The sequence below is a fragment of the Coleofasciculus sp. genome (assembly GCF_046539235.1).
Lineage (GTDB): Bacteria > Cyanobacteriota > Cyanobacteriia > Cyanobacteriales > Coleofasciculaceae > Coleofasciculus.
Map to the genome: position 1 here is coordinate 1 of NZ_JBKHHI010000444.1, position 5,202 is coordinate 5,202.

The 5,202-nt window shown below is 46.9% G+C and carries 4 protein-coding genes; 1 reads left to right on the forward strand and 3 read right to left on the reverse strand.

Annotated features, from left to right (window positions below):
- Positions 1 to 85 precede the first annotated feature (85 nt).
- The 3 genes from ACLFWI_RS26315 to ACLFWI_RS26325 form a co-directional block, all read right to left on the reverse strand.
- Positions 86 to 1,138, reverse strand: a complete 1,053-nt coding sequence (locus tag ACLFWI_RS26315) for a D-alanine--D-alanine ligase family protein (protein WP_446415379.1) — start codon at positions 1,136 to 1,138, stop codon at positions 86 to 88.
- 185 nt (positions 1,139 to 1,323) lie between these two features.
- Positions 1,324 to 3,108, reverse strand: a complete 1,785-nt coding sequence (locus tag ACLFWI_RS26320) for an SLC13 family permease (protein WP_446415380.1) — start codon at positions 3,106 to 3,108, stop codon at positions 1,324 to 1,326.
- Between the two features lie 71 nt (positions 3,109 to 3,179).
- The gene (locus ACLFWI_RS26325) at positions 3,180 to 3,638 is read right to left on the reverse strand and encodes an SRPBCC family protein (RefSeq protein ID WP_446415381.1); all 459 of its coding nucleotides are present in this window, start codon (positions 3,636 to 3,638) and stop codon (positions 3,180 to 3,182) included.
- A 539-nt stretch (positions 3,639 to 4,177) separates the two neighbouring features.
- On the opposite strand from ACLFWI_RS26325, the gene ACLFWI_RS26330 reads away from it, so the two are divergent.
- On the forward strand, positions 4,178 to 5,202 hold a 1,025-nt coding region (locus ACLFWI_RS26330; protein WP_446415382.1), incomplete at its 3' end, for a mechanosensitive ion channel.

A 5,202-nucleotide genomic window follows, 5' to 3' on the forward strand; every position in this document is an offset into this window, starting at 1 on the left:
TGACGAATGACAAATGACAAATGACAAATGACAAATGACAAATGACAAATGACGATCTCAACCGTTCACTTTAATGTCCACCTACTTAAAAACTTTGCCGTTCTTGGGCGAGTTCAATCAACTGATCCACCAATTGAGGGAATGGTACACCAGTGGCTGCCCACAGTTGAGGATACATACTGGTGGCGGTGAAACCGGGTAAGGTATTGACTTCATTAATCAAAACCTCCCCTGTCGCCTCTACATAAAAGAAATCTACCCGTGACAAACCCGCTGCATCCACCGCAGCAAATGCCTTGAGTGCCATCTCCTGAATCTGACGAGTCACACTATCCGGTAACGGTGCGGGAATCGATAACGTGGCACGACCTTCTGTATATTTAGTTTCATAGTCGTAAAAATCGCTGGTATAACTAATTTCACCTACCACAGATGCTTTCGGATTATCATTCCCTAAAACCGCACATTCGACTTCCCGCGCCACGACTCCCGCTTCTACAATAATCCGGCGATCATAACTGGCGGCATTATCTAACGCCGTTTCCAATTCACTTCGCGATCGCACTTTGGCAATACCTACTGATGATCCTAAATTAGCGGGTTTAACAAAACAGGGATACCCCAACGTTTCCTCAATCTGATCACACAGTTTCGGGAAAACGCAGGGATTTGACCACACTTGGGCGCGACTCAATCCCTTATGCTTCACTTGGGCGAGTCCCACTTGATCAAATACCTGTTTCATAGCAATTTTATCCATTGCCATTGCCGAACCTAAGACACCCGAACCCACACAAGGAACCTGCATTAACGTTAACAAGCCTTGAATCGTGCCATCTTCGCCATTGGGTCCGTGCAAGATGGGAAACCAAACCTCCACGTCAGCCACCTGAGGTGGAAATTGCCAGAGGTTTCCGTCTCCATGGGTATCTAGAGGCGTTCCCGATGCCAAAACCTGCTGGGCGATGTCTGGGGGTTGCCAGATGCCATCTTTTTGAATATAAACTGGTATTACCTCATACTTTTCCGTATTCGGTGGCGTACTCAACGCTTTCGCGATCGCTTGTGCTGAACAAATCGAAACCTCGTGTTCTCCTGAGAGCCCCCCAAATAGCAGCCCGATTCGTACTTTTGTCATGTTTTTATCGATTGTTAATGGGTCAAAAACTTATCCTACTTGGTCATGGCGGGTTTCGTAATACAACGAATTTAAGTAGGGTGGGCAACACTTATAAACTTAGAGACACTTAATATTATCATTAGTTGGGCTTGCCCACCCTCCTGCGGACAAAGGGCGAATGACATAAGACTAATAACAAATCGTCATAAACCATAAAGCAGAATAATTAACGGGGGAATTACAAACATCATCAAAAGACTCAGGGGAGCGCCCACGCGGAAAAAGTCTAAAAACCGATAACCTCCTGCACTGTAGACCATCGTATTGGTTTGATACCCAATCGGTGTCATAAAACTATTTGACGCGGCGAAGGTGACAGCAAACATAAAGGCAAAGGGATTGAGATCCAACGTCTGAGCCACTTGCACTGAAATGGGTAAGAGTAAAACCACTGAAGCGTTATTGGATAACACCTCAGTCAATAACGCCGTAATCAGAAAGAAAAACGTCAGCATCCAGTAGGGTGAAAAACTACTGCCTAGGGAAACTAAATTATCAGCTAACCATTTAGTCGTTCCCGAATTTTCCATGGCAATTCCCAACGGAATTAATCCCGCCAAGAGAAAGATAATATCCCAGCGAACAGCACTATACACTTCCCCGGGTTTCAGACAGCCCGTGATGACCATTAAAACCACTCCCGCCAAGGCACTAACCAAAATTGGTAATAGGTTAAACGCCGCCACTAGAACAACACCCACACCAATTGCTACAGCAATTCCAGCTTTTTCTCGCCGTAACGACTCCATGTCTCGTTGCTCAAAGACTAGCAAATCGCGACTGTTTTGTAATCCGACAAAACTTTGCTTGGGTCCTTGTACCAAGAGCAAATCCCCAAACCGTAAGGGAACTTTACCCAACCGTTCCCGAACAAATTCTTGTCCACGACGAATGGCTAATACCGTCAGGTTATAGCGTTGCCGAAATCGAAAGTCTTTAAGGGTAGAGCCGGCTAGATCAGAGTTTGACAAGATTAAGACTTCAGCGATCGTATCTTCCCCAGATGTTAAGTCTTCTTCGATGGATTTCTTGCCAAATTGGACATCAGGCAAAATATCGATCCCCCGTTCCGCTTTAATATTCAGTAAACATTCCCGTTTACCCCGAACAACTAAAATATCTCCCGGCTGCAATACTTTGTCAGCTAGGGGTTGGGCGAAACGGGTATCATTACGGATAATTTCCAGTACGTCCATATCAAATTTACGCTGAATTTGAGTCGAACGTAACGTTTGTCCAACCAAGCTGGAACCTGGTGGAATCACAATTTCACTCACATAGTCTTGAAGTCCATACTCTTGAGTATCACTACCCGCAGCTTTTTTATTGGGTAAGAGTCGGGGCGCAATGAACACAAGATAGGTTAAGCCAATCGTGAAGGTGAGTAATCCTAATTTGGTGAACTGAAATAAACTGAATGTACCGTACCCCAATTTATCCGACAAACCACTCGCCAAAATGTTGGTGGATGTGCCAATTACGGTAATCATTCCGCCTAAAATACTGGCATAAGACAAGGGGATGAGAAGCTTGGAGGGAGAAATCCGCTGTTGGCGACATAAATCTTCCACAATCGGCAGAAAGACAGCCAGGACAGCCGTATTATTAATCACACCACTAATCGGACCGGCAATTACCCCCAAGGCTAAAATCTGCTGCGAGGATGTTTTACCTCCCCACTTCAACAGGAGTTCGCTGACGACTTGAATCGCACCCGTGCGGGCAATTCCTGCACTGAGAATAAACATTGCCATCACGGTAATTGTGGCTGAACTACTAAACCCAGATATGCCTTCCTCTGGGGTGACTAATCCCAGCACGATCAGCAGCACCATAATTGTGAGTGCGGTAATATCAACGGGCAACCATTCACTGATAAATAAAATCAGAGTCAGTACGATAACACCGAGGGTGAGCAGAATTGTCATAGTGGGTGAGATGCATTAAGTGGCAAGTAGCGTTCGGGTTAGCACTGAATCTAATATACTCGCTAAAGTTATTAATCCGTCCCTTGATACATCTGTTCAGCCACCCGTTTCAGGCGGCGTAGCTGGGCTTTCATATCCTGCTGTGTCCAGGTTGTGGCAAAGGTATCAAAGCCCCAACTGACGAGAGGATTGGGAATTTCAAACTCAAAACGATTCAGCAGCCTCGTACCTCGAATCGTGGGTTGACATTCCCAGCGATCGCGCCCTTGGAAAAAGCCTTGGAATTGCCAAACGATTAAACCGGGTTCGCGTTCCACAACCACGCTGTTGAGGGTAGGCTGTACCATCGGAATTTGAATCACAAAGCGACTGCGACTCCCGATATCTGTACTCCACTCCCCCACCGGATAACAACGCAGGGCTGGATTGAGCCAGCGGTGCATCAGCGTCAGATCCGTGATACAGCGCTCAACAGTAGTGGCGCTGGCTTTAATGGGGATAGATTGTTCAAAAACTTGAGAATTGGACATTTAAACCGATAATAGGGTGTCGATAGCTGGTAATCTGACTCTTATTACTACAGTGTCAGCTCGCCGTGTCTGACTCAATCCGGATCGAATCTCCTCTATTGTGCAAAAAGGGAGGAAGACGAGGCAAATCGGGGATAGGGAGACTCCTGGCAATACCAGATCAGGGATGAAGGACTGTTGTCTTCCGAGCTGCTTCACTTGCTCCACCTATTATCCCCTCGTCTTTAGACATGGGAATGCCAAAAAGAGATATCCTATACCCTGATGAACGCCAAAAAAAGCTGATTTGAGGGAGAAAAACCAACATAAGCTTGATTTTTCTGACCAAATTCCCCATAAAGATAGAGGTAACGCCGTAATTAGCGGGACACTGTTAGCTATGACGATCTGAGGTGAAAAATCTTGAAGTGGCAAAAAAACGTGGAGACAAAGACGTAGATTGATTGAGAGGATTATAGATACTCGATGAGTTGTAGCCCGAAAGTCAGAGATTGTGTGTGAGAGCGTTTACTGTTAGAGACTATTAGATAAGGAAGACTATGAACCAACCTTGGCAAGGAATTATCCCAATCGGAGGTGTGCCCCCTTGGGTGCATCCCCTCTTAGCCCAACAAACACCAGAACCCATTCAAGAAGCTCAGGCTGGTGTTCAGGGAATTTGGCAAAATCTGAGTAGCTTCGTTCCCAATCTAATTGCCGCAATCCTCATCCTGATTGTCGGTTGGATCGTGGCATTGATTGCTAAGTCAATTACCAAAGGACTGCTCAACCGTACCCGTATCGACAATCAAATTGCTGAGTGGTTTGCTGGCGGTCAACAAGGGGCAGAAGCGCCGCCGATCGAGAAATGGGTAGCCGGTGCCGTTTACTGGATTATCATCATTTTCACGGTGGTAGCGGTTCTGCAGACGTTGAGGCTGGAGGTTGTTTCTCAACCGCTGAATAATTTCCTCGACCAAATCCTGCGGTTCTTGCCCAGACTTTTCGCCGCGGCAATTCTGTTGGGAGTGGCTTGGTTATTGGCAAGCTTGGTCAAGCTGATCACAACCCGAGGATTACGGGCATTGGGTTTAGATGAGCGTTTGGGTGAACAATTCAATGAGACACCCCGTTCCGGAGAAGGTGAGGCTCAACGTCAAACCAACCAGTTTTCCCTGAGTGAAACCATGGGGAATGCTCTGTACTGGTTCATTTTTCTGCTATTCCTGCCCTCCATTCTCAGCACCTTGGGCTTGGAAGGCACTCTGCGCCCGGTGCAGGAGTTGCTCAATGAAATTTTGGCAATCTTGCCAGATATCTTGGCAGCCCTTGTGATTGCGGCAGCAGGTTGGTTAGTGGCTCAGGTGGTGCGGCGCATCGTCACGAATCTTTTGTCAGCCGCGGGAACGGATCAACTCGGAGCGCGATTTGGACTACAAAGTGCGCCAGGGGGGAAATCACTCTCCTGGATTATTGGCACGACGGTTTATGTCTTAATTTTGATCCCCGTCGGCATCGCCGCGCTGAATGCCTTACAGATTGAGGCGATCTCAGAGCCTGCGATCGCGATGTTAAATCAGATTCT

Coding starts and splice junctions, on each gene's coding strand:
- ACLFWI_RS26315 (WP_446415379.1), bottom strand. CDS start 1,138: ATGACAAAAGTACGAATCGGGCTGCTATTTGGGGGGCTCTCAGGAGAA.
- ACLFWI_RS26320 (WP_446415380.1), bottom strand. CDS start 3,108: ATGACAATTCTGCTCACCCTCGGTGTTATCGTACTGACTCTGATTTTA.
- ACLFWI_RS26325 (WP_446415381.1), bottom strand. CDS start 3,638: ATGTCCAATTCTCAAGTTTTTGAACAATCTATCCCCATTAAAGCCAGC.